General features: G+C 53.5%; 23 protein-coding genes and 1 tRNA gene. 12 read left to right on the top strand and 12 right to left on the bottom strand.

Features of this window, described 5'->3' with window-relative positions:
• The first annotated feature begins 31 nt into the window (after positions 1–31).
• Entirely contained in the window at positions 32–793 is a 762-nt protein-coding gene (locus SERS4_RS0110135) for a helix-turn-helix transcriptional regulator (protein WP_012006301.1), read from the top strand.
• Here SERS4_RS0110135 and leuA read toward each other — a convergent pair.
• Positions 778–2,448: a 2-isopropylmalate synthase gene (leuA, locus tag SERS4_RS0110130; RefSeq protein ID WP_017892401.1), complete on the bottom strand. Its 1,671-nt coding sequence runs from the start codon at positions 2,446–2,448 to the stop codon at positions 778–780. The two genes, SERS4_RS0110135 and leuA, sit on opposite strands and share 16 nt — an antisense overlap.
• A gap of 207 nt (positions 2,449–2,655) precedes the next feature.
• Here leuA and SERS4_RS0110125 point away from each other — a divergent pair, with 207 nt between their 5' ends.
• Both SERS4_RS0110125 and SERS4_RS0110120 read left to right on the top strand, forming a co-directional pair.
• Positions 2,656–3,033, top strand: coding sequence for a MysB family protein (locus SERS4_RS0110125; RefSeq protein WP_012006299.1), 378 nt, complete (start codon positions 2,656–2,658; stop codon positions 3,031–3,033).
• 65 nt (positions 3,034–3,098) lie between these two features.
• Positions 3,099–3,659, top strand: coding sequence for a GNAT family N-acetyltransferase (locus SERS4_RS0110120; protein WP_017892400.1), 561 nt, complete (start codon positions 3,099–3,101; stop codon positions 3,657–3,659).
• On the opposite strand, the gene SERS4_RS0110115 is transcribed toward SERS4_RS0110120, so the two are convergent.
• The 3 genes from SERS4_RS0110115 to mdoG all read right to left on the bottom strand — a co-directional run bounded on the left by SERS4_RS0110115 (position 3,650) and on the right by mdoG (position 8,180).
• Positions 3,650–3,895: a YceK/YidQ family lipoprotein gene (locus SERS4_RS0110115; RefSeq protein ID WP_026142305.1), complete on the bottom strand. Its 246-nt coding sequence runs from the start codon at positions 3,893–3,895 to the stop codon at positions 3,650–3,652. The genes SERS4_RS0110120 and SERS4_RS0110115 overlap by 10 nt on opposite strands.
• A gap of 162 nt (positions 3,896–4,057) precedes the next feature.
• The gene (mdoH, locus tag SERS4_RS0110110) at positions 4,058–6,619 is read right to left on the bottom strand and encodes a glucans biosynthesis glucosyltransferase MdoH (protein ID WP_026142304.1); all 2,562 of its coding nucleotides are present in this window, start codon (positions 6,617–6,619) and stop codon (positions 4,058–4,060) included.
• Positions 6,612–8,180 (bottom strand): glucans biosynthesis protein MdoG, encoded by a 1,569-nt coding sequence (gene mdoG / locus SERS4_RS0110105; protein ID WP_012006295.1) that lies wholly within the window; start codon positions 8,178–8,180, stop codon positions 6,612–6,614. Before mdoG ends, mdoH begins: the two co-directional genes overlap by 8 nt.
• A gap of 258 nt (positions 8,181–8,438) precedes the next feature.
• On the opposite strand from mdoG, the gene mdoC reads away from it, so the two are divergent.
• The 5 genes from mdoC to SERS4_RS27400 all read left to right on the top strand — a co-directional run bounded on the left by mdoC (position 8,439) and on the right by SERS4_RS27400 (position 13,755).
• Positions 8,439–9,569, top strand: coding sequence for a glucans biosynthesis protein MdoC (gene mdoC / locus SERS4_RS0110100; protein ID WP_017892396.1), 1,131 nt, complete (start codon positions 8,439–8,441; stop codon positions 9,567–9,569).
• 215 nt (positions 9,570–9,784) lie between these two features.
• Positions 9,785–10,801 (top strand): acyltransferase, encoded by a 1,017-nt coding sequence (locus SERS4_RS0110095; protein WP_017892395.1) that lies wholly within the window; start codon positions 9,785–9,787, stop codon positions 10,799–10,801.
• Between the two features lie 318 nt (positions 10,802–11,119).
• The gene (locus tag SERS4_RS0110090) at positions 11,120–11,344 is read left to right on the top strand and encodes a hypothetical protein (RefSeq protein WP_017892394.1); all 225 of its coding nucleotides are present in this window, start codon (positions 11,120–11,122) and stop codon (positions 11,342–11,344) included.
• 286 nt (positions 11,345–11,630) lie between these two features.
• The gene (locus SERS4_RS0110085) at positions 11,631–13,352 is read left to right on the top strand and encodes a potassium/proton antiporter (RefSeq protein ID WP_017892393.1); all 1,722 of its coding nucleotides are present in this window, start codon (positions 11,631–11,633) and stop codon (positions 13,350–13,352) included.
• A gap of 274 nt (positions 13,353–13,626) precedes the next feature.
• Entirely contained in the window at positions 13,627–13,755 is a 129-nt protein-coding gene (locus SERS4_RS27400) for a hypothetical protein (protein WP_017892392.1), read from the top strand.
• Between the two features lie 81 nt (positions 13,756–13,836).
• Here SERS4_RS27400 and SERS4_RS27395 read toward each other — a convergent pair whose 3' ends face one another.
• The 4 genes from SERS4_RS27395 to SERS4_RS26950 form a co-directional block, all read right to left on the bottom strand.
• Positions 13,837–13,968: a hypothetical protein gene (locus tag SERS4_RS27395; RefSeq protein ID WP_017892391.1), complete on the bottom strand. Its 132-nt coding sequence runs from the start codon at positions 13,966–13,968 to the stop codon at positions 13,837–13,839.
• Between the two features lie 69 nt (positions 13,969–14,037).
• The gene (locus tag SERS4_RS0110070) at positions 14,038–14,541 is read right to left on the bottom strand and encodes a YlaC family protein (protein WP_017892390.1); all 504 of its coding nucleotides are present in this window, start codon (positions 14,539–14,541) and stop codon (positions 14,038–14,040) included.
• Positions 14,542–14,668: 127 nt separating this feature from the next.
• The gene (locus tag SERS4_RS0110065) at positions 14,669–14,968 is read right to left on the bottom strand and encodes a hypothetical protein (protein ID WP_012006289.1); all 300 of its coding nucleotides are present in this window, start codon (positions 14,966–14,968) and stop codon (positions 14,669–14,671) included.
• Between the two features lie 187 nt (positions 14,969–15,155).
• A tRNA-OTHER gene (locus tag SERS4_RS26950) sits at positions 15,156–15,250 on the bottom strand.
• 254 nt (positions 15,251–15,504) lie between these two features.
• Here SERS4_RS26950 and SERS4_RS0110055 point away from each other — a divergent pair.
• The 4 genes from SERS4_RS0110055 to proP all read left to right on the top strand — a co-directional run bounded on the left by SERS4_RS0110055 (position 15,505) and on the right by proP (position 21,899).
• Positions 15,505–16,686 carry an efflux RND transporter periplasmic adaptor subunit gene (locus SERS4_RS0110055; protein WP_017892389.1) on the top strand — a complete coding sequence of 394 codons (1,182 nt, stop codon included), beginning with the start codon at positions 15,505–15,507 and terminating at the stop codon, positions 16,684–16,686.
• Positions 16,683–18,623 (top strand): MacB family efflux pump subunit, encoded by a 1,941-nt coding sequence (locus SERS4_RS0110050; RefSeq protein ID WP_017892388.1) that lies wholly within the window; start codon positions 16,683–16,685, stop codon positions 18,621–18,623. Before SERS4_RS0110055 ends, SERS4_RS0110050 begins: the two co-directional genes overlap by 4 nt.
• Positions 18,624–18,626: 3 nt before the next feature.
• Positions 18,627–19,991: a TolC family protein gene (locus SERS4_RS0110045; protein ID WP_017892387.1), complete on the top strand. Its 1,365-nt coding sequence runs from the start codon at positions 18,627–18,629 to the stop codon at positions 19,989–19,991.
• A 405-nt stretch (positions 19,992–20,396) separates the two neighbouring features.
• Entirely contained in the window at positions 20,397–21,899 is a 1,503-nt protein-coding gene (gene proP / locus SERS4_RS0110040; protein ID WP_017892386.1) for a glycine betaine/L-proline transporter ProP, read from the top strand.
• Between the two features lie 90 nt (positions 21,900–21,989).
• Here the strand turns inward: proP and eptB are convergent, their stop codons facing one another.
• The 4 genes from eptB to SERS4_RS0110020 form a co-directional block, all read right to left on the bottom strand.
• On the bottom strand, positions 21,990–23,642 hold the full coding sequence (gene eptB / locus SERS4_RS0110035) for a kdo(2)-lipid A phosphoethanolamine 7''-transferase (RefSeq protein ID WP_017892385.1): 1,653 nt from the start codon (positions 23,640–23,642) through the stop codon (positions 21,990–21,992).
• Positions 23,643–23,872: 230 nt separating this feature from the next.
• The gene (gene celB, locus SERS4_RS0110030) at positions 23,873–25,234 is read right to left on the bottom strand and encodes a PTS cellobiose transporter subunit IIC (protein WP_017892384.1); all 1,362 of its coding nucleotides are present in this window, start codon (positions 25,232–25,234) and stop codon (positions 23,873–23,875) included.
• A gap of 55 nt (positions 25,235–25,289) precedes the next feature.
• Positions 25,290–26,591: a 6-phospho-beta-glucosidase gene (locus tag SERS4_RS0110025; protein WP_017892383.1), complete on the bottom strand. Its 1,302-nt coding sequence runs from the start codon at positions 26,589–26,591 to the stop codon at positions 25,290–25,292.
• Positions 26,584–26,910: a PTS lactose/cellobiose transporter subunit IIA gene (locus SERS4_RS0110020; protein WP_012006281.1), complete on the bottom strand. Its 327-nt coding sequence runs from the start codon at positions 26,908–26,910 to the stop codon at positions 26,584–26,586. The genes SERS4_RS0110025 and SERS4_RS0110020 overlap by 8 nt, the downstream gene beginning before the upstream one ends.
• Positions 26,911–26,973: the final 63 nt, after the last annotated feature.

The following is a 26,973-nucleotide window of genomic DNA, read 5'->3' as shown; positions in this document are numbered from 1 at the left end:
ATTTTTCCGCGGACAGGGGATGCCCCGAACAATGCTGCTTTTCCATGACGCTGTGCCCGCCAACCGGTCGATTGTGCCGGTTGCCAAAGATTATCAGCACGGCGATTTCGAGCCGCCCCACTACCATGACTGCGCGCAACTGATTCATAGCCTCAGCGGTGTGGTGCAGGTCAATACTCGTCAGGGAAGTTGGGTGGTGCCCCCCGGACGCGGCGTCTGGCTACCGGCGAGGGTTGAACACAGCCTGCGTATCACTGGCAAGGTGGCGGCAAGAGCGCTGTTGGTCGATCCGCTGGCGCGTGCCGATCTGCCGGCCTGTTGTGAAGTGGTACAGGTTTCCCCGTTACTGCGTGAGCTGATTATCTGCGCGATGGATATCACGGCTGATTACCCCGTAGGGGGACGTGAAGAGCGAATAATGGAGTTGATCCTGGATGAGCTGCGCGTGCTGCCTATCTTACCGCTGAATTTACCTGAGCCGCGTACTGAGGCCCTGCTGAGGCTGTGCCGGCATATTCAGCAATCGCTGGCCCATCCCTGGGAATTAGAGCAGGCGGCCGGTTATATCAGCGTTAGCGGCCGCACGCTGTCACGGCGCTTTCAGCGTGAAACCGGGCTGCGCTTCGGTGACTGGGTACGCCGCGCCCGTCTGCTGGCGGCATTGAACGCCCTGGCCGCCGGGCATTCTGTGCTGGAAGTGGCGCTGAGTCTGGGTTACGACAGCCCCAGTGCTTTCAGCGCCATGTTCCGTCGCCTGCTGGGCGTTGCGCCCAGTGCTTATTTTGCCAAATAGCGTGCGGCAACGTTGAACAGTGCCTGCAACGAGGCGCTGGCGGAATCGACGTCGATGCCCACGCCATAAGCCGCCTCACCGTGCGCTAGCGTACAACGGATATAGGCAACGGCGCGACTCTGGCTCTGATGTCCCAGCGTGTGCTCGTGGTAGTCCTCTATCGCCAGGCTCAGACCAAAGCGCTGGCGCAGTGCATCTACCGCGCTGGATAACAAACCGTTCCCTACCCCCAACAGCCGCTGCTGTTGCCCATCGAACAACACCCGGGCGCTGAAGCTGTAGGCTTCGACGCTGTGGCTCTCGGTCTGGTAGCTCAGCAATTGCAGGCGCGGTTGCTCAACCAGCCCATAGCTGAGGCGAAACAGTCGCCACAGCTCTGCCGTGGTCATCTCTTTACCGCTGCCGTCGGTAGATTGTTGCACCACCTTGCTGAAATCAATCTGCAGGCCACGCGGTAACGACAACCCATGGTTCTGTTCCAGCAGCCATGCCGCTCCGCTTTTGCCCGACTGGCTGTTAACCCGGATCACCGCTTCATAACTGCAACCAACGTCCGCCGGATCGAGCGGCAGATAAGGCACCTGCCACAGACCGTCCTGCCGTTGCTGTTGGGCGGCGAAGCCCTTTTTGATTGCATCCTGGTGCGAGCCGGAAAAAGCGGTGAAAACCAGTTCACCGGCATAAGGATGACGCGGATGTACCGGCAGCTGGTTGCACTGCTCCACCACCTCCACCACCTGCTTCAACTGACTGAAGTCCAGCCCCGGTGCAATGCCCTGGGTGTACAGATTGAGCGCCAACGTCACCAGGTCAACATTGCCGGTGCGCTCGCCGTTGCCGAACAGGCAACCTTCCACCCGATCGGCCCCCGCCAGCATCGCCAGTTCGGCACAGGCCACCCCGGTGCCGCGATCGTTATGCGGATGCACGCTGATGGTCACCCGATTTCGCTGACTGAAGCGCCGACAAAACCATTCAATCTGGTCGGCATAAACGTTCGGCGTACTGACTTCCACCGTCGCCGGCAGGTTGATGATCATCGGTCGCCCTGGGCCAGGCTGCCAGACATCCGCCACCGCTTCGCAAATCTCCAGCGCAAACTCCAGTTCGGTAAAACAGAAGGTTTCCGGCGAATACTCGAAAGTCCAGGCAGTTTCCGGCTGCTGCTCGCACTGCTGACGAATACGCAGCGCACCATTGACCGCCAGCGCCACCGTCGCCGCCTTGTCCTGTTTGAAGACAATGTCACGGAACATCGGTGCGGTGGCGTTATACAAATGCACAATAGCCCGTGGCGCCCCTCGCAGTGCCTCAAAGGTGCGATCGATCAGGTCGTCACGCGATTGGGTCAAGACCTGAATGCTGACATCGTCCGGGATCAACTGTTCATCGATCAACGAGCGGACAAAATCAAAGTCGGTTTGTGACGCCGAAGGAAAGGCCACCTCAATCTCTTTGAACCCGCACTGCAACAGCAGTTGGTAGAATTGGCGCTTGCGGGCGTTATCCATCGGCTCCGCCAGCGCCTGATTGCCATCACGCAGATCGCTGGAACACCAGCGCGGTGCCTGCTGCAAGGTGCGACCCGGCCACTGACGCTCCGGCAAAGCCACCGGTGGGAACGGACGATATTTAATTGAAGGGTTGGTTAACATGGCACTCTCCTGGGCTGTCATAAGCGATGCCTTATTATTTCCTACCGGGAAATAGCTTGCTCTCGCCTGGCAGACAACCATCGTCGCAAAACGGACAACAAAAAAATTTGCATCCTGCGCCAGTGCAGCAACAATTAGTTTTGACGTCAGTCATGGCGCTTTGGCCCTGCCAAAATCCTTTCGTTACCCTTACCACTGGAGACGACTATGAGCCTGTATGCAACCCTGGAAGATGCTATTGAAGCGGCGCGCGAGGAGTTTATTGAATCCGCCGAGAGCGGTAGCGACGATCAACCGCCGGCAGTGCAACAATTCAATCTGCAAAAATACGTGATGCTGGATGGTGATACCATGTGGCAGGCCGAGTTTTTTGAACAAGAAGGCGAGTCGGTCGAATGCCTGACACTACGCAGCGGTGCGGCGGCCCAGGCTATTTTTGACGGTGATTATGACGAAATCGAAATTAGTGCCGAATGGATAGAAGAAAACACGCTGCACGAGTGGGAAGAAGGTGATTTCCAACTCGATCCGCCGTTGGATACCGAAGAGGGCCAGACCGCCGCCGACGAGTGGGATGAACGTTGAATGATAGCGGGCGGGAGCGAGTAAAATCCCGCCCATAAACCCCCCATAATTTTCAGAGAGGCAGCATGATTATCCGCCAGGCGCAACCCGAAGATTACCCCGCTATTTTGCAACTGCAAACACAAAATACCCCCGCAAATTTAAGCGACAGCCAAAAGCGTCAGGGTTTTATTGTTTCGAGCATGAACGAAGCTCAGTTAGCCCACATTAACCAGGGCCTCGGTATTCTGGTGGCGGTTGAAGACCAAACGTTGGCCGGCTTTGTTTGCCTGATGACCACGGACGCGCAGCCGCGCCCGCCGGTAGTGGATGCGATGCTGGAAAAACTGGCCGGCGAGTCATTCAACGGACGGCCTTTGAGTGAACAACGGGTATTTATGTACGGGCCGGTGTGCCTGGATCCCGCCTGGCGCGGTAAAGGCGTACTGAAGCAGTTGTTCGCCGCCGTCAAAGCGCACACCCGGGAGAAATTCGACGTTGGCGCCCTGTTTATTGACGACAACAACCCGCATTCACTGGCTGCCCACCAGCAAGGATTAAAGATGACGGTGCTGGCACCCTTCCACTGCGGCCCACATGGCTACCAGCTGCTGGTGTTTACCACTCGGGAACAGACTTATTCGTAAGGCCCGTGCTGTGCATCAAACGGCAGCATAAAAGTATCCACCACCATCGACAGCGGCACATCGATCACCGTGACATAGCGCCAGGGAGTATCGCGCAGATCCCATTGCACACCCGGGTAATATTGATGGCCGTGCCCGGCGCCTGGCACTGTGCGGCTGATAATACTGCCGCAGCCGGTTAACACCGTCACGCCTGTTGCCAATAATGCCAGCCGAAGAAAAGAAGAGAGATTCACCAAATTGACTCTTAGCCCTGGTTGTTCTGAAAGTAAACAACGCCCGGCGCGAATGTTAACATAGTTTTTTCCTTGCAGATCGTCAGCATTGCGTCAGCGAAGAGCCAAAAAAAACGGGGAACACGCTGTGCGCATTCCCCGTTTGGGCTACCCGGTCAACGCTTAGCGCTGACCTTGCGGATGAGCCCGTTCATTGTGTGGCAATTGCTGGTAATGCTCACGCCAGGCGGCACCTTCCGGCAACAACCAGACACGTTGATGCAGGCGCGACAAGGCAACGGGATCGCTCAACAGTTCCAGGCGTTTGCCCTTCACCAATTTCTCCGGCCCCAGTTGCAACGCCTCATTCACCCGCTCTTCACGATTGCGCTCGATAGCACCACGCAGATGGTGACGCGCAGTCGCCAGCGCAGCCGCCAAAGCATTGAACGACGGGTTAACCACGGCGTGCATAAAGCCATTGGCCAGTGCACGTTCACGGTTAAGCTGCAGATACTCTTCGGTCGCCAGCAGTTCACGCGGAGGAGAATACTCTTCCGGGATCAGGAACAGTTTGGCGCGCTTGCTCTTGATCCCCAGCGTCGCACGGCTCGATAGAGACGAAACGATCGGTGACAGGATCAGTGAGAAGACGATTGGCGACAACCACCACAGGAAGCGCAGATCCAGCCAGGCCATACCCCCTGCCCAGACCAGACCGAGCAGCATCTGTGAACCATGGCGCTTAAAGGCTTCGCTCCATGGCGTGTCATCATCGTCACGCTGCGGAGAATTCCACACCACTTCCCAACCGAGGAAGGCGCTGACCACGAACACCGTGTGGAACAACATCCGTACCGGTGCCAACAGCACCGAGAACAGCATTTCCAACAGCATCGACAGGAACAGACGCACACCACCACCGTATTCTTTGGCGCCCTTCGCCCAGATCAGCACAATACTGAGCAGCTTGGGCAGGAACAACAGCACCAGTGTGGTAGAGAACAGCGCTATTGCCAGTTCAGGACGCCACTGCGGCCAGACAGGGAACAGCTGACGCGGCTGCAGGAAGTACTGCGGCTCCATCAGGGTATGCACCACCTGCAACGCGGTGGACAACGCCAGGAACATAAACCACAGCGGCGCCGACAGATAGGACATCACACCGGTCAGGAACACCGCACGGTGCACCGGGTGCATACCTTTCACCAGGAACAGGCGGAAGTTCATCAGGTTACCGTGGCACCAGCGACGGTCACGCTTCAGTTCATCCAGCAGGTTAGGCGGCAATTCTTCGTAACTGCCCGGCAGATCATAAGCAATCCACACGCCCCAACCGGCACGACGCATCAGCGCGGCTTCCACAAAGTCATGCGACAAGATGGAACCGGCAAAAGAGCCTTCACCCGGCAGCGGTGCCAGTGCGCAGTGCTCGATAAACGGCTTCACGCGGATAATCGCGTTGTGACCCCAGTAGTGCGACTCGCCCAATTGCCAGAAGTGCAGGCCAGCGGTAAACAGCGGCCCGTAGACCCGGGTGGCAAACTGTTGCACACGGGCATACAGCGTATCCATACCCGAAGCTTTCGGCGCAGACTGAATGATGCCGGCGTTCGGGTTGGCTTCCATCAGGCGCACCAAACCGGTGAGACACTCGCCGCTCATCACGCTATCGGCATCCAGGATCACCATATAGCTGTACTCGCCACCCCAGCGACGGCAGAAGTCGTCGATGTTGCCGCTTTTACGTTTCACACGGCGGCGACGACGGCGATAGAAGATACGGCCATGGCCATCTACGTCACGACACAGTTCCATCCAGGCCTTCTGTTCCGCCATGCAGATATCCGGGTCGTAGCTGTCACTCAGCACGTAGATATCGAAATGTTCAAGCTGGCCGGTGGCGGCAACCGACTCATAGGTCGCGCGCAGGCCGGCGAACACCCGTTCGACGTCTTCGTTACAGATCGGCATGATCAACGCGGTGCGGTGCGCCGGATTGATTGGCTCATCGCCCTTGATGGTGGAGGAGATACTGTATTTGTCTTTGCCGATCAGCAGTTGCAGGAAGCCCATCAGCGCAGTCCAGAAACCGGCCGATACCCAACAGAACAAAATGGCGAACAGGATCAGAATGCCGGTTTGCAAAACGTAAGGCAGCAGTTGCAACACCGACTGCATCAAGTCCTGATCCAGCATCGCCATAGGATCGATCAGCGCCCAGCCCTGATACGGCAAGATGGTTTTCATGTACCAGGTAGCGATGCCGGTCTGCACCAGCATCAGCACCAACAGCACATAACGGCGCATCGAACCGACCACGCGCCAGCGGTTTTCCGCGGCGGCTTCTTCTTTGGAAGCATGGCGGTTGTGCGGTGAACGCCCCAGCAGAGAATCCCAGAAACGTGCCACCGGATTGGTACGCCAAGCTTCAGGGAACATGCTGGTACGTTTAATCGGTGGCGTGGCCTTCAAAATACTGCGGCCTTCCACGTCATTGTCAAAATCGTCGTCGCTGACCGCATCCGGCCAGGCGCTTTCGATACGCGCCTTGACCGAGGCCAACGCCACGTCATCCGCCGACAGCGTATTAACGTTGGCATCGGCGGCACCCATCTTGCGATGCAGTGCCTCCAGTGCCTTGGCGTCATCCGCTCCAGGCTGGGGGTTAAGCGCCTCCGACCGCTCAGCGGTCAGAGGCATTGCCGCAAGATAATCCTGGGCAAGTTGAGTAGGCTTATTCATTGGCAGGTAGCTGATAGCTCCAGGTTTCCGACAGGGTCTTATCACCATTGACCAGCGCGGCGCGCATTTCTACCGGCTTCTTATCGTCTTTCACTTTCAGACGCAGCGTCAGGCGCCAACCTTTGGTCACTGGATTATAGCGGACATTGTTTTCTACCATTTCACCGTTATCACCGATGCTTACCTGAGCGGCAACCGGCGTAGCCCCATCCAGGCCTTTCAGTACCGGCCCGACGAAGTCAACCAGGAATGCCACGCTGCCGTCTGGCTCGCGGATCAGGTTAGACTGCTTCACGTCACCGGTAGAGCGCATGGTCTGGCTGACGTAGGCAATATCCTGTGAATGCAACTTGTCTTCGTCACGGGTGAAATGCAGGCGATAGTTCAGCGCCAGCGGTGTCTTGGCATCCGGCAACACGTCTGGAGTCCAGAAAGCAACGATGTTGTCATTGGTTTCATCCGCCGTTGGGATTTCCACCAATTCAACTTTACCTTTGCCCCAGTCGCCACGCGGCTCAATCCAGGCGCTTGGACGCAGATCGTAACGATCGTCCAGATCTTCGTAATCCTTGAAGTTACGACCACGCTGCAGCAGACCGAAACCTTTAGGGTTCTCGACCTGATAGGTGCTGACGGACAAATGCTTCGGATTATTCAGCGGACGCCAGATCCACTCGCCGTTGCCGGCATGGATAGACAGACCGTTGGAATCATGCAACGCCGGACGGTAGTTCAGAGTTGGTGAAGGTTGGTTCGGCCCGAACAGGTACATGCTGGTCAGCGGTGCCATGCCCAGTTTGCCGACCTTGTCGCGCAGGAACACTTTAGACTCGACGTCCACCGTGGTATCGCGGCCCGGATAGACCACAAAACGGTAAGCCCCGGTTGCGCGCGGTGAATCCAGCAGCGCGTAAATCACCAGGTGCTTGTCGCCCTGCTTCGGACGTTCAACCCAGAATTCGCGGAAACGCGGGAACTCTTCACCGGATGGCAAGGCGGTATCAATGGCCAGACCACGGGCGGAAATCCCGTAAACCTGCCCTTTACCTACCACGCGGAAGTAGCTCGCGCCCAGCAGGCTCATAATTTCGTCGTTCTTATCCGCACTGTTGATCGGATAAATCACCTTGAAACCGGCGAAGCCGAGGTTTTTTACCGAATCCGGATCGTGCTTCACCGAACCAAAGTTGAAGTAGTCCGGGCTGTACTTGATCTGCTTGACGGTGGTCGAGGTGACCTCGTTGATTTTCACCGGCGTGTCGAAGTACATCCCCTGATGATAAAACTCAAGCTTGAATGGGGTTTTCAGCTTGCTCCAATAGGCTTTATCGTGATTGAACTGAATTTGCTGATAGTCCGCGAATTTCATCTCACGGAATTGAGAAGGAAGGTTGCTTTTCGGAGCCTCGAAGCCTTTCCCTGCCAGATCCTGCGCCTGCTTGGCCACATCATCAATAGAAAAAGCCCATGCTGGCGAAGTCAACAGCGTGAACAATACGGTCGCACCTAACCAACGTACGCTCGCGGCGCGTGGTTTCTTGGATAATATATTAACTAGCACATCCCCCCCTATTCGTGTGCTCAAATCATTTAAATCCATATTAATGGATTATTCAGCTTTCCGACAACATGATAAATGGATGGTTCATGTTTATGGCTCATTGTTTAAGCAGCTGACTAAACACCAGCGTAGCAAGCCCCGCAACAAGACGCTATGGAAAAATGTGAAACGCTATAGTAGGGTTTGAGGTTCGATTTAACCATTGCCGACTTATTAAGCGTGTTAATGACCATTCGATAAAATCATCAGCGGTAAACTATGACTAAAGGCAGCAACCAACGCGAGTTTTTCCTCGATTCGATCCGGGCTTATTTGATGCTGCTCGGCATCCCTTTTCATCTGTCCCTGATCTATTCCAGCCATGCCTGGGCGGTGAACAGTGCTACCCCTTCCTTCTCGCTGACAGTGCTGAACGACTTCATCCATGCCTTCCGCATGCAGGTGTTCTTTGTGATTTCCGGCTACTTCTCATACCTGCTCTATGAGCGTTATGAACGCCATAAGTGGTTGAAGGTAAGGCTGGAGCGGGTGGCGATCCCGCTGCTGAGTTCGATCCCGTTAATAACGGTGCCACAGTTTTTCATGCTGAAATACTTCACCGATAAATTAAACGGCTGGGAAAATTTTTCGCTCTACCAGAAAATAAATGTAACAGTTTGGGAGCTGGTTTCTCACCTGTGGTTTTTATTAACGCTGTCATTACTGACGACCCTTTGCTTTTACCTGTTCAAAAAAATCAAGGCCATTAAAAGTAATACCCCGCCCTATCCAATAAATAAAATGACTGGATTAGGAAATATCTCACTGTTCTTTCTTGTTTATGCTTTATTCTATTCGGCCGGGCACCGTATTATTTTAATTTTTGCGCCGTATTTACTCTCCAATGGCCTGTTCAATTTCGTGGTCATGGAGACGATGTTCTACCTGCCGTTCTTCATCCTTGGCGCTTACGCCTTCAAGTACGTGTGGTTGAAAGAGATTTTCCTCAAACCCTCTGTCTGGTCACTGCTCGGTTCACTGCTGCTGTTCATTGCCTACATGCTGAATCAGAAGTATCTGGCCCACAGCAGCTATATGTTTGAACTGGAAGTGCTGATCAAAACCCTGCTGGGGATCCTGATGGCCAACGTGGTTTTCTCATTTGGACATAGCCTGCTGAATTATCACTCGCCACGAATCACTTATCTGGTCAACGCCTCGCTGTTTATATATCTGGTGCACCATCCACTGACCCTGATATATGGTGCGTTTGTGACACCACATATCGACAATAACCTGCTGGGCTTCGCGCTGGGTTTGGTGTTTGTCTTCTCCTGTGCCTTCGCCTTATATGAGCTGCACAAACGCGTCCCATTGCTCCGCTTCCTGTTCTCCGGAAAACCGCAATAACCGATTGGCATCGCCCTCTCAGGGTGATGCCTCATCTCCTGGCGCCAGCAAATTCGTCTTCGTTAACTTTTTGAATGTGTTACGCATCCTCACACATTGAGCATATTCCTAATAATCGTCCTATTCCCGCCATCACATTGCAAAACGGCAATCGCCTGTTACGCTCATTATGCAAATTTGTAAGTTTTTTGTTTTTTCTTGGGCTGGGTAATCATATGAGAGAAGCATGGGTCGACTATGCGAAGGGAATCGGTATCATTTTAGTGGTCTTTGGCCACGTTAATCGCGGTTTATACAGTGCGGGCATTCACCTTTCAGAATCGTTTTACCAACTGACTGACAGCGTTATCTACAGTTTTCATATGCCGTTGTTCTTTTTCCTCTCTGGCTTGTTTTTTGTTCAGTCATTAGAGAGAAAGGGAAAAGGTCGTTTCATCATCAGTAAAATTGATACTATCGTATACCCCTATATCATTTGGTCATTGCTGCAGGGCACCGTCGAGGTTGTGTTATCACGCTATACCAACAACTCGGCCAGTCTGAACGACATGCTGGCGTTATTTACTCATCCACGGGCACAATTCTGGTTCTTGTATGCCCTGTTTATGGTGTTTGTCCTTGCGACGCTGCTGTATAACAAAAATAAATTCAACTATATCCTGCCTACGCTGATCGTCATCAGCGCCGGGTTATACGTCTACCAGGACAGTCTTACCAAAGCTTTCCACTTTGGTTATATCACCAGTTTTATGATTTTCTTCCTGCTCGGTGCTTTGGCCATTCGTTACTCAGCCACTATTGCCAGAATCAGTATGACTTCCAGTCTGGTAGCCATGTTCGCCTTTGTGCTGCTTGAATGGGGTTTCCATGACTATCTTGGTCTGACCTATACCGATGCAGGTCTGTATTCCATGATCCTGGCCGTGGTCGCCATCACCTTTATCATTTGCCTGTCCGTTTTGTTGGCGAAGGCAGACATAACCTGGCTGAAACGATTGGGTGAGTTAAGCATGGTGATCTACCTAATGCACATCCTGGCCGCCAGTGGGCTGCGTATAGTGTTGACCAAGTTTCTGCATGTTAATAACTGGTCAACTCATATTATCGCCGGCACCTTGTTCGGTCTCATCGCACCGATGGTTGCTTACTATTTTATTCAACGGCTGCACCTCAATTTTCTGCTGGAACGTCCGAGTTTCCACCGGGCACACCCCAAAGAAAAAACCCTCTGAACATCCGAGGCGGCTCCGGCCGCCTTCACCTCAGATTTGGCTACCAAAAACACATTTCCGCCGCATGCATAACTGCCGGGCCACAGCCGCAGCACTGGATATAGAGCACACATTGCTCACCCTGCTGGTGAAAGTTAAGGCAAAGTTATGCTGGAGCATATTGCCGCTAGTTGTTATAACTGCAATGCATAAGTGGAAATCCACATCCCTGCCTTACGGTAGCGATTGGGCTCAATGAACCCTGAGGGACGGCGTTGTCGTTTTCATTGCGGCAATGTTTGCAGTATCTCCCTTCCGTCACGACAGAGAGGATTTTTAATGACTGATAAAGACACTTCGGCTCCGGAAGCCGTACCAGAAAATGCCACCCTGCTGAAAATTCTGGGTCGGTTGCTTTCCGCACTGGATGCATCAATCAGCGGCAAGGACCGCAGCATTCTGGTCACCGAGCTTTCCAGCCTTAACCTTGACGGTATTTCAGAGTCAGAACGAAAACTGGCTGCCGAGCTGATCAAGCGGGCTTTGCAATCACTCGATCATTAATAACACCACGCCTGCAAACCATTAAGCCTCCTCGCGGGGGTTTAATGGTTTTTCCTTCCCGACAGTTTATTGCTCGCATAGAACCACAGTAAGCTGATAACTATAGATAAAAGCGAGAAGTTCATCGTTTTCTCCCCACTTCATCACACTTTCTCTCTTAAATGACAATAAATGCCAAACTGTTTTCGAATCACCCTTGGCGTTTTACCTAAAAAACAGGCTATCATCATGGGGTCTCTGCGCCCGCGCGCAACGCCTTTCCCCCAGCCTGCAGGAGAACGTTATTTTGGATGCCAGCACCATTAACAGTTTGTTCATCATCGGTGCCGTGTTGGTGGGAGCAAGTATTCTTCTCAGTTCATTTTCTTCACGCCTGGGTATTCCCATTCTGGTGATCTTCCTCGCTATCGGCATGCTGGCGGGGGTTGATGGACCGGGCGGTATCGTTTTCAGTAATTACCCGGTGGCCTATCTGGTCAGTAACCTGGCTCTGGCCGTGATCCTGCTCGATGGCGGCATGCGCACCCGCGTCAGTTCATTTCGTGTGGCACTTTGGCCGGCACTTTCCCTCGCCACCGTCGGCGTGGTGATCACCGCCGGGCTGACCGGGCTGGCTGCCGCCTGGTTATTCAACCTTGATCTGCTACAGGGCATGCTGATTGGTGCCATTATCGGCTCCACCGATGCCGCGGCGGTATTTTCACTCCTCGGCGGCAAAGGGCTTAACGAACGCGTCAGTGCCACGCTGGAGATTGAATCCGGCAGCAACGATCCGATGGCGGTGTTTCTTACCATCACCCTGATTGCGATGATCTCCGCCGGCGAAACCACGCTAAGCTGGATGTTCCCCGTCCACCTGTTACAGCAGTTTGGTATGGGCATTGTCTTTGGGCTCGGCGGCGGCTGGCTGCTGCTGACCTTGATCAACCACATCAAACTGGCCGAAGGTCTCTACCCACTGCTGGCCGTCAGCGGCGGCATTTTGATTTTTGCGCTGACCACTGCGCTGGATGGCAGCGGCATACTGGCGGTGTACCTGTGTGGGCTGACGCTGGGCAACCGGCCAATCCGTAACCGACACGGCATTGTCCAAACCTTTGACGGTCTGGCCTGGCTGAGCCAGATCGGCATGTTCCTGGTGCTGGGGTTGCTGCTCAACCCGCATGAGTTGTTACCTATTGCCATCCCTGCCCTGCTGCTGTCGTTATGGATGATCCTGTTCGCCCGACCGCTTTCCGTGTTTATCGGGTTACTGCCGTTTCGCAGTTTTACTCTCCGTGAACGCAGCTTTATTTCCTGGGTCGGTCTGCGCGGTGCCGTACCGGTTATTTTGGCCGTATTCCCGATGATGGCCGGGTTGCCAAATGCGCAGTTGTTCTTCAACGTGGCCTTTTTTGTGGTGCTGGTTTCACTGTTGTTGCAAGGCACGACACTGTCGTTCGCCGCGAAGAAAGCCAAGGTTATAGTACCGCCGGCCCTGGCGCCTATTTCACGGGTCGGGTTGGACGTACACCCGGAAAACCAGTGGGAACAGTTCGTTTATCAGCTCTCGTCGGAAAACTGGTGTGTGGGTGCTGCACTGCGTGAATTGAAAATGCCACCCGGCACGCGTATTGCCGCACTGTTCCGTGGCAAAGAGTTGTTGCACCCTAGCGGGAGCACGCGGTTGCGCGAAGATGACATTCTGTGCGTTATCGGCCACGAGCATGACTTGCCAGTGCTGGGTAAACTGTTTAGCCAGGCGCCGGTGGTCACTATGGATGAGCGTTTCTTCGGCGACTTTATCCTGCAGTCGGACGCACGCCTGAGCGATATTTCGCAGGTGTATGGGCTTAATCTGCAAGAGGGTGTGGACGAACAACAAACACTGGGCCAATTCGTCATTAAACTGATTGGCGGCGAACCCGTGGTAGGTGATCAGGTCGAATGGGATGGCCTGACCTGGACCATAGCCGAGATGGATGGCAATGCCATCAGTAAAATCGGCGTAAGAATTGTGACTGACTGACCTGCCCTCAACACCGGTCGCTGTGTGGCAATCCCCGCAGCGACCGCCTCAAAACAGACGGAACTTATAGACCCGGAAAGGTTCTTAAACTCTGTGATTATCAAAACCGGGCGTTTAGCCCCGACGTTTTAACCTTTACTCTGGGAACGCTGCCTAGCGGTGATGGGTATTGATTTGAACAGTAAAACTCGATTTCTATCGGCCATGTTGGGGATCGCACTGACGGTCATTGTGCTGGATCTGAGTATCGCCGATTTGGTCCACAGGCTCTTAATTGGATAATTTTAACGTGGCACAGCAGCAGCAAGAAAAAGACATTCTGGGCAAGATACTGATTACCGTCTCCGCACTCTGCCTGATTACCGTGGCGGCGTTACTCATTTGGGGTTTTGTGCTGGATTAACGCCCCGCCTGACAAGCGCAATCTTCCCCAATTCGGACATAAAAAAAACCGCCGCAGCGGTTTTTTTATTGGCGATGGCGATCAGATCTTGCAGCCTTCGCAATCTGCCTCATCCTCAAGGATCTCGGGCAGTTCTTTTGCTTTCTGCGCCGCTTTCTCTTCTGCCTGCGCTAATTCGGCATCGATATCAAAATCGAAAATATCATCACTCATGGTCAATTCCTCACGCTTAACTGGCTTCAATGCGTGAGTATAATCGACAACTCTTCAGCCGCAAACCCTTCAGTTGAGCACCGCCACCTGCGGCTGTTCATCCTGTGGCTTCTTTGAATACGCCAGATCGTAAACGTCATAGAAATCGATTTCGCCTTTATTGGCGATGATTTCCTGCATACGTGTTTTCATCGCTGTCCCGATCGAGGGTTCATCCAACAACGCCTTCACCGACTGCGGTGACAATGCGCGAGTGAAATACCACTCGCCGTTATAGCATACGCGCAGATCAAGCACGCCGATGTCCTCAAAGCGATACACCGGTTTGATTTCAATCAGCAGCATGGCAAACATGAACAACACGAAGGCGGTGAAAGCCAGGAAGGAGATGAAGCCCATATAGGGAACCTGATACATCACGGCGATCACGGCAAAATAGCCGGCAAACATGGCGAGACACAGATAACGGTGATCGCGGGCAAACTCGCTGTTAAAACGCAGTTTACCGTCGCGCCCTTCCTGCCTGTTGATCCGCTCGATTTCTTTTACCAAGATGCTTTTAATCGCGTCCATCGCTACAACCTTATGCCTGGGGGACATTATTGCCATCAATAATCATTCCTCAAACTAACACAAGTACAGTTTGCGCAGGTAGATCAGTTAAGCAATTTTAAATGGGTAACTGTTATACCTCTAATGGCTAACGTTGCAGGGAATTTTTACCTTGGGCAAACATAAACATCCGCTGAGCAATATCGTCAGCCTGTTTGATTTTTTGCTTTTGCGGCTCGTTGCAACGCTGGATGGCACGAGCATAGGCCAGCTCATGCGCCTGGTCGATCATCGCGATAATCTTGTCGCGATCCTGTTTATCCAGATTGCCGAGCATGGTGGTGATAATCGCCTGATAGGCGTTGGAGGCGGCGGTCAGCGACTTTTCTCTGGCTTCAAGTATCGCTACGCGTTGCATTAATTCCTGCAGTTGATCGGACTCTGACATAGCGATCTCCTGTTGCCGGGCAGCATACCTGCCTGATTACAGTTTAGCAAAGATCGCTGGAACGGAAGAAAACATAAAGAAAGGAAGATAAACGGTTACGGTAAAGCACACCCGAAAAACCCAATAAGGAGCCGATAGTGCAAATCAACCCGGGTGCACTTTACGGTAACGGTTCACAAAAGGAAGCTGGCGCGCTATGCAGGACTCGAACCCGCGTCTATCAATTTTGTAGCCAATAAAGCATTTTAAAACCAACCACTCTGCCAACTGAGTTAATAGCGCATTCCTTTGCTTCGGGATGTCATTATCCATATTAATGTTATGGATTCAAGTTTTGGTACTATGAACCGCTGCATTTGCAGAGAAATCTTATATTTTTGACTATTTCGCACACAGGTGGGTGATTACTTTCGTTTTGTGATAGTTGAACATTGAAACTTTTCTTTGGCCGTCTGCGGCATGTTTATTGTTAGTTAATGCGCTGGATGCCACTATAGCGCCTTCTGGGATCATCGTTTTCTGTTACGGATAACACTATGAAAGTCACTCCGCGCCGCTTGGCGTTTATCCTGATCGGTGCTCTGCTGGTCATTATTGCCCTGGTGGTATTCTCTTTACAAAGCCCCCCGCAAGCCGCTTCGGTGACCGCGCCGGTTCGTCTGGGCGATATTGAAAATGCCGTACTGGCCACCGGCAAACTTGATGCGATAGAACGGGTCAACGTCGGGGCACAGGTCTCCGGCCAGGTCAAATCCCTGAAGGTCAAACTTGGCGACAAGGTCACCAAAGGCCAACCTATTGCCGACATCGACGATCTGCCACAGCGCAACGATCTGCGCAACGCCGAAGCGGCGCTGAACGTCGCCAAGGCAGATTTGCAGGCCAAACAGGCACTGTTGAAACAGGCCGAGTCCCGCTTTAAACGCCAAAAGCGCATGTTGAGTGATGAAGCCGGCTCCCGAGAAGATTTTGAGACGGCAGAGGCCACGCTCGCCGCCACCCGCGCCGAACTGATCGCGTTGAATGCTCGCATCGTGCAGGCACAGATTGAAGTAGACAAGAAAAAGGTCGACCTGAGTTACACCCGTATTCTGGCGCCGATGGATGGCATCGTTATCGCGGTGATTACTCAGCAAGGCCAAACGGTGAATGCCAACCAGAGCGCGCCCACCATCGTCAAACTGGCGCAGTTGGACGTAATGACCATCAAGGCGCAGATTTCCGAGGCCGACATTACCCGCGTTTCTCAGGGGCAAAAGGCCTACTTCACCATTTTCTCCGAACCCGATAAACGTTACGACGCCACGCTGCGCACCGTTGAACTGGCGCCAGAATCGGTGATGAAAGACGATTCAGTCTCCGGTAGCAGTTCGTCCTCCGGCTCCGGTAGCTCCAATGCTTCGGTGTATTACAACGCCTTGCTGGACGTCCCAAACCCGGATAACCGGCTACGGATTGCCATGACGGCGCAAGTTTCATTGCTGCTCGGCGAGGCGAAAAACGCACTGTTGGTACCGATCCAGGCGGTACATAAAACCGCAGATAATAAGCAACAGGTACAAGTGCTGACCGGGGACAACCGGTTGGAAATGCGCGAGGTGAAAACCGGCATTACCAATAACGTCGATATTCAAATCCTGTCCGGATTAAAGGCAGGTGAAAACGTGGTGCTGGTACAGGAAAATACCAAACCTGGCGCGGAAGGTCTCTCACTGTGAACGCTATCATTGAGCTGAAAGGCATCGGCCGCACCTACACCAACAGCAGCCAGCCGCTGACCGTCCTGAAAGACATTAACCTCAGCATCGCTGCCGGGGAGTTGGTCGCTATCATTGGTGCTTCTGGCTCCGGCAAATCCACACTGATGAACATCATTGGCTGTCTGGACGTGCCGGACCAGGGTGACTATTACATCAACGGCCAAAACGCGGCTCATCTATCGCCGGACCAACTGGCCAGGCTTCGCCGCGAACACATTGGTTTTATCTTCCAGCGTTATCATCTGATGCCGGATATCAGCGCGCTGGGCAACGTCGAGATCCCTGCGATTTACGCCAACAGCAAGCGAGACCAACGCCGACTGCGTGCGGCGCAACTATTGGCGCGGCTGGGGCTGGAAGGTCGTGAACACCATAAACCCGGTCAACTCTCCGGCGGCCAGCAACAGCGCGTCAGTATCGCTCGTTCGTTAATCAACGGGGCTGAAATTATCCTGGCGGATGAGCCCACCGGCGCCCTGGACACCCGATCGGGTAAGGAAGTGCTGGAGATCCTCAGCGAACTTAATCAGCGCGGCCATACGGTAGTGATCGTCACTCACGATATGAAGGTGGCGCAGCACGCACAGCGCATTATCGAACTGCAGGACGGCGAGATAGTCGCCGACAGTGGTCGTAAATCGGCACTTCCTCTGCCGGTAATGAAAAAGGCCCCACCGGTTGCTCAAGGCTACTGGCAGAGTCTGCTCGATCGCACCCGCGAATCGTTACAGATGGCGCTGAAGGCCATGAATGCCCATCGCTTGCGTACCGCACTGACCATGACCGGCATCATTTTCGGCATTGCTGCGGTGGTGACGGTGGTCGCGCTGGGTGAAGGTGCCAAGCAGCGCACGCTGGAGAGTATAAAAAGCCTGGGCACCAATGTGGTCAGCATCTACCCCGGCCGTGATTTCTTTGATGATGCCATCGACAGCATCCGCACTTTGGTACCGGCGGATGCCGACGCGCTGGCCCGCCAAAGCTTTGTCGATAGCGTCAGCCCTGAGGTCACTGCCTCAGACAGTATCCATTTTCGCAGTAAATCAGCCAACGCGTCGATCACTGGTGTTGGACGCGATTATTTACGCGTTAACGGGCTCACTCTGCTGCAGGGTCGCAATTTCCAGGACGACCGCAACGCTTTACAGGAAGTGATCATTGACGAAAACGCACGCCAGTCGTTGTTCGGTGATTTCGGCGTTGAGCCGCTAGGCCAGATCGTGTTTCTTGGCGCAGTACCGGCCCGGGTGATTGGCGTGGTTAAAAGTAATCAGGACTCTGCCCCCAACCGCATCAGAGTGTGGATGCCCTATACCACCGTCATGTACCGCATGGTGGGCCAAACCAAGTTGAGCAGCATTAGCGTAAGGTTGAAAGATGACGTTGCCAACGAAGCCGCAGTCACCGCCATTGAGCAGCTGCTGACCCAGCGTCACGGCGTTAAAGACTTTATGTTGTTCAACCTCGATAAATTCCGTAAGTCGATCGAACGAACTTCGATGACTCTCAGCCTGCTGATCCTGATGGTGGCCTCAATTTCCCTGATCATCGGCAGCCTCGGCGTGATGAACATCATGCTGGTCTCAGTGACCGAACGGACGCATGAAATCGGTGTGCGTATGGCCGTCGGCGCTCGTCGCAGCGACATTATGCAGCAATTTATGATCGAGGCGGTGCTGGTCTGCCTGATCGGTGGCGTACTGGGCATTTTACTGTCTTTCGCCGCCGGCTCGCTGTTCACTCTGCTGGCGGGCGGCATGCTCACCGCCATCTATTCCTGGCAGGCCGCCGCCGTGGCCTTTTGCTGCTCCACTCTGATCGGCATGATCTTCGGTTATCTCCCGGCCCGCAAAGCGGCGCGGATGGATCCGGTCATTTCACTGGCCAGCGAGTAACTTATGAAAATTTTATCCCCCCTGACGTTATGCCTGGCAGCCCTGCTCAGCACCGGCTGCGGCAATGCGTTGAAAAGCGAATATCAATCTCCGAAGGTGGACTATCCGACCCAATGGCAACCCAGTGCCGATGCCGCTACGTCAGTCCCTTTTGCCTGGCATGATTTCCACGATCCCCAGTTAGAGCGCTGGCTACAACAGGTGATGCTGGCTAATAACGATCTGGCCGCTGCCGCATTGCGTGTCTATCGTGCCCAGTTGGTGGCCCAACAGGTCGACATAGGCACCGCTCCCAGCGTAAACGCGACGCTCAATACCGGCGCCAGCACCGCCCTGTCCGATTCATCCCCGTGGAATAAAAACAGCAGCGCCAGCCTCGCCGTCAGCTATGAGGTCGATCTGTGGGGCAAACTGGCAAGACAGCGTGATGCCGCAGAATGGGCCAGTCAGGCAACTCAACAAGATTTGCAAAGTGCGCGTTTGGCATTGCTCGCCAACGCCAGCAAAAATTACTGGCGCCTCGGTTTTATCAATCAAAGGATCGGCGTCAGTCAGCAAAATATCGCTTACTCCAGGCAGACCTTAGAGTTGGTCAATGCCCGCTACCGTGCCGGCAGCATCTCTTCACTGGACGTGGTGGATGCCGAGCAGAATCTGATCAATCAGGAAAGCAGCCATCTGGCGCTGTTACGTGAGCGTCAGCAAGCCTTGAACGAACAAACCGTGTTATTGGGTTCACCACCGGGCAAGGCTTTGGTCGAACCCGCCCGTTTACCCACCGGCCCGCTGCCGCAAATCAATGCCGGTATCCCGGTCAACGTGCTGCGCCATCGGCCGGATATCAGCGCCAAAGAGTTGCGGCTGCGTGAAGCATTGGCCAATGTCGATGTAAAGCGTACCCAGTACTATCCGGCCTTCAGCCTGACCGGTTCATTGGGTGCCAGCAGTACCGCCTTGCTGGAATTTTTGCGCAATCCGTTGGCCTCGGTGGGGGCTGGGTTGTCGCTGCCGTTCCTTGAATGGCGGCAGATGGATGTGGATATCAAAATTGCCCGCAGTGACTACGAGCTGCAGGTGCTGGAATTCAAACAGGCGCTGTATAAGGCCATGGCCGATGTGGCCGATGCCCTGTCGTTGCGTAGCCAATTGATAGCTCAGGAAAAACACTTACGGGCTTCGTTAGCCTTGGCGCAAAAATCTGAACGCCTGAATGAGAGCCGCTACCGGCAAGGTGCCGTCCCCATCAGCTTCTGGCTGGATGCGCAAAATCGCCGCAGGCTGGCAGAACTGGCGCTGGATGAAAACCGTTTCGGCCAATATCAGAACCTGGCGCAGCTCTACCTGGAATTTGGCGGCTCAGCTCAATAACTCCCTCCAGCCTGACGTCTGCGTCAGGCTTTTTTTTCAGCCACAGAACGCATTAATTTTGCCGGTTTTTACCACAATTCTTCCTATACTTAATCCATCCCTCACCAGACAAAAAACCATCAACATGCACAATAGTTAATCTATTTATGCGCTAAATCAGTGCAAATCCATTAGATAAACTGCTAAATTTGATCGCCGCAAGATATAACGTTAAGCTATAAATGCAAAATAATTAGTCACCTAAATGACATATTCCCGGTGAAAATTGAAACATTACGTGATTCGCGTCACACAAAAAATGGCAATGGCCGATCTCTGCGTATAGCGCTTAGATTAACCAAATTGATAACTGGGCAGAAGGATCGCGAATTCACGTACGACTAAAATTGATTAAGGGATGATTATATGAAGTTAAGAAAAAAACGTCATAAGCCGATGCATATTAATGACATCACCATTATCGACGACAGCAAGTTGAAAAAGGCAATAACCGCGGCGGCATTAGGCAACGCGATGGAGTGGTTCGACTTTGGTGTTTATGGCTTTGTGGCCTACGCCCTCGGACAAGTATTTTTCCCTGGCGCCACGCCCGGCGTACAGATGATTGCCGCACTGGCAACCTTTTCCGTTCCCTTCCTGGTTCGTCCGTTAGGCGGCATCTTCTTTGGTGCGATGGGCGATAAATTCGGTCGTCAAAAAGTCCTCTCCATCACCATCATTATCATGGCGGTGAGCACCTTCTGTATCGGGCTGATCCCCTCTTACGCTTCGATCGGTATTTGGGCACCGGTGCTGCTGCTGTTGGCAAAATTGGCACAGGGCTTCTCGGTCGGTGGCGAATACTCCGGCGCGGCAATCTTTGTCGCCGAATACTCACCGGACCGCAAGCGTGGCTTTATGGGCAGTTGGCTTGATTTCGGCTCGATTGCCGGCTTCGTGCTGGGTGCCGGCGTTGTAGTGCTGATTTCCAGCATTGTTGGGGAAGCCAACTTCCTCGACTGGGGCTGGCGTATTCCGTTCTTCATCGCCGCGCCGTTGGGCCTGATTGGTCTGTACCTGCGACATGCGCTGGAAGAAACTCCGGCATTCCAGCAGCACGTGGAAAAAATGGAGAGGGAAGACCGCAACGCGATCGAAAACCCGCCAAGGACTTCGTTCAAAGAGATTGCGGCCAAGCACTGGAGAAGCCTGTTGGTGTGCGTCGGTATCGTGATTTCGACCAACGTGACCTATTACATGTTGCTGACCTATATGCCGAGTTACCTGTCGCATAACCTGCACTACTCGGAAGATCACGGCGTTCTGATTATTATCGCCGTCATGATCGGCATGCTGTTCGTACAGCCGGTGATCGGCATGACCAGTGACCGCATTGGCCGTAAGCCCTTTATTATTGGCGGCAGCATCGGCCTGCTGGCACTGGCGATCCCGTGTTTTATTTTGATCAACAGTAATGTGATTGGTTTGATTTTCGTCGGGCTGTTAGTCCTGGCGGTGCTGTTAAACTGCTTTACCGGCGTGATGGCTTCGATTCTGCCGGCAATGTTCCCAACGCACATTCGCTACAGCGCATTGGCAATTTCGTTCAATATTTCGGTACTGGTAGCCGGCGCAACGCCAACGGTGGCCGCCTGGTTGGTCGAGTCGTCCGGGAACCTGTATATGCCGGCTTACTACCTGATGACAGTCGCGGTAATAGGTCTCGCCACCGGTCTGTACATGAAGGAAACCGCCAATAAACCGCTGCGCGGTGCTACTCCAGCCGCTTCGGACCGCTCGGAAGCCAAAGAGTTGCTGCAGGAGAACTACGACAACATCGAACAGAAAGTCGAAGATATCAACGAGCAGATCGCCGAGCTGGAGAAGAAAAAACAGACGTTGGTCGACCAGCATCCAAAACTGGACTAAAACCATGCTCTAGTAAAAAGCCACCTCTTGAAGAGGTGGCTTTTTTATTGCGGAAAATGTGCTCCTGGTACCCCATCCCTGGCGGTTGGTTTAGTTAACCTGGCACCAGTTATGCTGTTTCACAATACCGCCATCCGGCGAGGTATAACCAATACAGCCGAGAATACTGTCGAACAGTTTCTCGTGGAATACCGGCGTTTTTGCCTTCTGCAGTGCTTTTAGCTGATTAAAGGCCGCCTGATGATCGGGCTGGCTAAGAAACTTGTCAGATGCCCAGACCATAATAGGAATGGTGCGCTGCGCCTGCGGCGCATGGTCACGCGGGGTACCGTGGAAATGCATATTTTCCGAGATCGACTCGCCGTGATCCGAGGCGTAAAACACGATGGCATTACGATCGCGCAACTGATTGAAAACCTGCTCGAGAACATAATCGGTATACAGCAGACTGTTGTCGTAAGAGTTAATCATTGATTGCGTAGAACAAGTATCATCAATACCCTGACATTCCGGCTGGTAACGGGCGAAAGCACGAGGATAACGCTCGGTGTACATATAGTGCGAGCCTTTGGTATGCAGGATCACCAAATGCTTGCCCTGCGGGTGGCGGTCTAACGAATCTTTTAACTCGTCAATCAACGCAATATCATCCACGGGTTTGCCGGCATTGCGTTTTTCCGCCTGGATGCTTTCTCTCAGCGCGTAATCATCCGCCTGGGTTTTGTTGTAAAACCAGGCTTCGCTCTGCATTGAAAACAGCTCCGAGGAAAAACCCTGCTTTTTCAGCACGGAAAATACGTTCATTTCCTTCAGGGTCCGCTGCGGTTCTTCCGACGCACCACCTTCTCTCACAAACATGCAACGTAGCGAGAGCTTGGTCGAGGTGTCGCAGGAATAGCCCTGCAGCACCGCAAGGTTGGTTTCCTTATCCAGGTTAGGCGTGTTGTCGCGCTGGTAGCCGTAAATACCCATATGATCGCGTCTGGCACTCTCACCAATCACAAACACCACATACAGATCATTCACGTCTTTTGGCGGTTGATAAGTAAAGTGCGCCGCCGGATCAAACAGATTACGGCTGTCTTCTGCCTGGCTGTATGAGCTGTAAGTCAACAATCCCAAGGCCGAGAGCCAATTGGACGGTGAATAACTGCCGGCCACCACCCCGCCATAGCTGGCCATCATTTGATTATTTTCCCGATCGTGACGATCCTGTACCTGCCCCATTAGCTTCAGGGGTAGCCAGCACAGCAGCCCGGCGGTCAGCATCACGCCACCTTTTTTGTACCATGCCAGATGGTTAGCGCGCTTATAACTGGCTTCGTGCATCGGCGCCAGCCAAATCAGCAGTAACGGCAACAGACTCACCAGCACCACCCACACGCCAAAATGCCAACCCACCGACTCCTTGGAAAGATCGACGTCAGTAGTCATCACCGCCGCCAGAATGCCGTAGCCAATATCAACGTGGAATAACACCATGTAGTAGCTGGCGGCAACCGAACTCAGCACCAATAACGATGCCAAAACACGGAACAACCTGCGCCCCAAAAAAGAGATCAGTAGCGTGATAAAACACACCAGGCAGAAGGCTGCGAGCACCTCAATGCCGATCGACAAGGAGTTGTCATAATGAAGTTGCTGATAACGGCGGTAAAATATGGGGATATTGAGCAACACACCGAGATAAAAAGCGATAAAGAAAGAGACCTGCAACTGGGTCCAGCGTCGGAACTTCTGCATTATTGATACCATTCTTGCCAAAGTGAATTCATAACCGTTTGCCAGATACAGGTTATTGTTGAGAGTTTTCTCTCTCCTGCTGCTGGATGGTTATCTGACAGGCAATTTAGGCGGGTGTTGCTACGAAGAAGAAATTTAACTTTGTTATAATGTAACAATTCATGTGCGAGACCTTTTTCACTCCCTTTCTGCGGCGGCAATAAATCAACACCGCCGCAGAAAGTGCACATTTATGGCGTCTGCGGTTGCTCATCAGCCACGGCATTTTGTACTGGCATCGCCGCCTGATTTTCTTCGCGGTATTTTTGCTTATCCCAGGCGCGGAAGAACGGATAGTAAATCGCCATTGAAATCAGCAAATTGACCACCTGGATCACCGTTCCTGAAATATGGCCGCCGGTTGCCAGATAGCCACTAATGAAAATCGGCGTGGTGAACGGCAAGGCAATACCAACCGGAGGCGTCACCAACCCGGTAGCCATCGCACTGTAGGTCACGATCACCAGCACCACCGGAGTCAGAATAAACGGCAGGAAGAAGTACGGATTCATCACCAACGGGATGCCGAACACCATGGGTTCACTGATGTTGAACAGACAACCCGGTGCGGCGATTTTCCCCAACTGTTTCATCTGGGCGCTACGGCTGCGCAACAGCATAAAGATCACCAGCCCCAGCAGGGCGCCAGTTCCACCGGGCGCAATCCACAAATCGTAAAATTGCTGGGTAATGATGTGTGGGATTGGCTGGTTGGTCTGAAACGCCACCAGGTTTTCTGACATATTCGCCAGCCACACCGGTTGAATAAACACCAGTACGATGGCGTCACCATGCAGCCCCAGCGTCCACAGCAAGCCGATCAGGATCACCGAGAAAATCATCCCCGGAAGTGTCCCACCCACGTGATGCATCGGGATACCGATAAGCGTGGCGATCATGGTGTTGATATCGCCAAACGGCGTAGCCTCAACAATCAAACGCAGCAGCAAAATCACTGCCAGCACGCAGAACCCCGGGATCAGGGCCAGGAAGGATTTGGCTACCGCCGGCGGCACCCCTTCCGGCATGTTGATCACCAGATTGCGGTTATGCACGAAACGGTAGATTTCCGTCGATAACAGCGCCACTACAATCGCCACAAACAGCCCCTGACTGCCGATAAAATTCATCGGCAGCACGCCTTTAACAATTTGCTCTGCGGCCCCTTTCACCGGTGCAAACAGCGTATGCTGGGGAATGGTCATGATAAACGCCACCAGCGAAACTGCACCGGTACTGAGCGGATCCATTCCACGGTATTTCTCCGCCAGCCGGTAGGCAATGCCAAAGCTGGAGATAATCGCCATGATGTCGTAGGTCGCCTTGACCGGGTACAACAATTTATCCCGCCACGCCGCACCAAACACCTCGCCCATCAGATTGGCGTAGCTGGGGATCGGTAAGTAAGCGAAGATCAGGAAAAATGACCCGATTAACATAAACGGCATGTTGAGAATTATGCCGTCCCGCACCGACAGAATATGTTTTTGCCCGGCAATTTTTAACGCCGTCGGCAACACGTAACGTTCCAGAATGCTATTTAAACCCGCCATCATCCCCCCTGCCCGGCAAAGCCGGCCGTCGTGATTGTTATTATGGAATATCGACTTAATTAAACTGCGGCAGATAGGCCTGGTTCAGGCTCAGTACCTCATCGAGCAAGGGCTGCGCAATGCCGACACCGCCAATCAGCGGGTTCACCACCAGCGCCAACAGCGCACTCTGACGATCGCCATGCACCGCAGCCTCTATGGTCAGGCGTTCAAAATCTTTAACCTGTTGAGTCAGCCCGTTCATGGCCAGTGGCAGCGGGCCGAAACTCAGCGGATGCGCCCCCTGGGCATCGATCACACAGTTGGTTTCAATCACCGCATCATCGGGCAGGCCCTGAATGGCACCGTTATTGCGAGTATTCACCACCAGCACCTTGCCGCTGTTATTGTGAATGGCACGGATCAATTCGACCGCCACCTCAGAATAGAAGGCACCACCGCGGAAACTCAGTTGCTCCGGTTTTTTATCCAGCGTCGGATCGGCATATAAGGCAAATAACTCCGCTTCTACCTTCATCACCTGCTCGGCACGGGTCCCCTGTGCGGCAGCCGCTTCCAGCTCTTCTTCCAGCATGCCGGCGGTCTGATAAAAATAGCGGTGATACGGACAAGGGATTGCCCCCAGCGCTTGCAGAAATGCCGGAGGCCACGGCAGGTCTTTGATGTTGTTCATCGACAACGTTTCGCCATTGCTTAACATTTCCAGCACTTTGGCGGTTACATCCCTACCGCTTTGTGTCACCTGATGCACCCACACCATATGGTTCAACCCGGCAAACCGCAGGTCTACCTGATCGTGTGGCGCTTTCAGCATATCGGCGATCATGTGATGCATGGTGATCGGCACGTTGCACAACCCAATAATCTTCGCCTTGCTGTAACGCGAAACCGCTTCGGTAACGATCCCTGCCGGGTTAGTAAAGTTGATAATCCAGGCATCCGGCGCCACCGCCTCCACCACACGAGCCACCTCCAGCATCACCGGGATGGTGCGTAACGCCTTGGCAAAACCGCCGACACCGGTGGTTTCCTGACCCAGACGCTGGTATTTCAGCCCCAGACGCTCATCGGCCGCGCGGGCGGCCAGTTGCCCCACTCGCAGCTGAGTCAGCACAAAGCTGGCACCGCGAATGGCTGGCTCCAGAGTGAAATGCACCGAAACCACGACCTGCTCCAGCCCATTGCGCTTGAGCATTCTTTTGGTCAATTCGGCAATGATGCCCACTTTCTCACGGCCGGACTCCACATCGACCAGTGCCAGCTCGGTTAATGGAACGTCCTGATAATGCGCAATCAATCCTTCGACCAACTCCGGCGTGTAGCTGCTGCCCCCGCCGATTACGGTGATTTTAGTCATTGCCTGCCCCCTGGGGTAAACGACGATAAAGTTCGATCATGTCAGTAGCCAGATCCTGGATCAGCATCGCATTCATCAAATGATCCTGCGCGTGCACCAGAATTAAACTGACCGGTACCTTTCCACAGCCTTCATCCATACCAATCAGCTCCGTCTGCATACCATGTGCCCGGCCAATACCGGCCTTCGCCTCTTCCAGCCTGGCGCTGGCGGCTTCAAATTCACCGCGACGCGCCAACTGCAATGCAGAAAGCAGCGAGCTGCGTGCGCTACCGGCATGAACCAGTAATTCCATTACGCTAGTTTCCAAATCCATCATTACCTCCCCCGGCCTGGTTCCAGACACGGCGATCCCACCGCAGGTTAATGAAATAACCCGTGG

The sequence above is a fragment of the Serratia sp. S4 genome, assembly GCF_000347995.1.
Classification (GTDB): Bacteria; Pseudomonadota; Gammaproteobacteria; order Enterobacterales; family Enterobacteriaceae; genus Serratia; species Serratia quinivorans.
This window is presented reverse-complemented; position numbering and strand designations above follow the sequence as displayed.